Below are 1,174 nucleotides of genomic sequence, written 5' to 3'. Positions count from 1 at the left end.
ATTTTGTGAGTGTCTGATTTTAGATCATCCAATTCTTTTTCTATCATTAACTTTCCTTTATGCATAATGCCAATGAAATCACATAAATCTTCAACCTCTCTTAAATTATGAGAGGAAATTAACACAGTCATTTCACGTTCAGCTACATCATCGATTATTAAGCCTTTTACTTTTTTTCGCATGACCGGATCCAGTCCATCCATTGGCTCATCGAGAAGAAGTACATCGGGTTTCGTTGATAGCCCGAGGATAAATGCAGCCTGTCTTTGAATCCCCTTTGAAAATTTATGAACCTTTTTATGTAAATCCATATTAAATGCTTTGACTAATTCTTCAAAACGATTCTGATCCCAAGCTGGATATATATTTTGATAGAATTGCGCCATTTGCTTCACTGTGTATTGAGGCAGAAAATAAGGAATATCCTGGATAAAGAAAATTCTTTGCTTCATGTTAGGGTTCTCATAAACTGGCATTTCATCAATGGTGATTACCCCATCATCTTGAACATAGATTCCTGTTATTAGCTTGAGAAGTGTCGTCTTTCCTGCTCCATTAGAACCAAGTAATCCATATATAGATCCTTTGTTCACTGTTATATTCATATTCTCTATAGCTTCTAAGTCTTCAAATGCCTTGCGGACATTTCTAATTTTGATCATCTTCTATCCCTCCCCCGACTATAGCTTCAACCTCATGAATGATTTTGTATAAATCATCTACCGATATGCCTAAGTACATAGCTTCTGAAAGCAGCTTTACTAGCTCTGATTTCACCTTACTAAGCTTTTCGGCATTAGGCGAGGGACTAGCCGGACTAACAAAACTGCCTTTTCCTTTAATGGAATAAATATATCCTTGAACCTCAAGCTCTCGATAAGCTTTCTGGATCGTATTTGGATTTATGGTCAGCTGCTGGGCTAGCGTTCTCACTGAAGGTAGCTGTTCATCTGTTTTTAATATTTCTGTTATTATCAGCTCTTTAAGCCGCTCAACCAATTGCTCATATATTGGTTTACGGCTCCTCACATCCAGCTCAAACATTGTGCGCCCCTCCAATCTGATCTAAGTGTACTATGATACATAGTACAGTTGATACAGTTAGAATTATATTATAAAAATATGGAATTGGGAATAGGTATTTGGAAATTTTTTTAAATAAAAAAAGGAAAAG

The 1,174-nt window shown here is 36.1% G+C and carries 2 protein-coding genes; both read right to left on the bottom strand.

The window, feature by feature from the left end; genetic code table 11:
* Positions 1–662: ABC transporter ATP-binding protein (locus V7149_RS12655; protein WP_335345986.1), on the bottom strand; the 662-nt coding region annotated here is incomplete at its 3' end.
* Entirely contained in the window at positions 649–1,044 is a 396-nt protein-coding gene (locus V7149_RS12650) for a GntR family transcriptional regulator (RefSeq protein ID WP_335345985.1), read from the bottom strand. The genes V7149_RS12655 and V7149_RS12650, both read right to left, overlap by 14 nt.
* Between the last annotated feature and the right edge of the window lie 130 nt (positions 1,045–1,174).

The sequence above is a fragment of the Bacillus sp. JJ1503 genome (assembly GCF_036965125.1).
Lineage (GTDB): Bacteria > Bacillota > Bacilli > Bacillales > Cytobacillaceae > Cytobacillus.
Note: the sequence above shows the minus strand (reverse complement) of the source record. Positions and strands in the feature narration are given on the sequence as shown.

Coding starts and splice junctions, on each gene's coding strand:
- V7149_RS12650 (WP_335345985.1), bottom strand. CDS start 1,044: ATGTTTGAGCTGGATGTGAGGAGCCGTAAACCAATATATGAGCAATTG.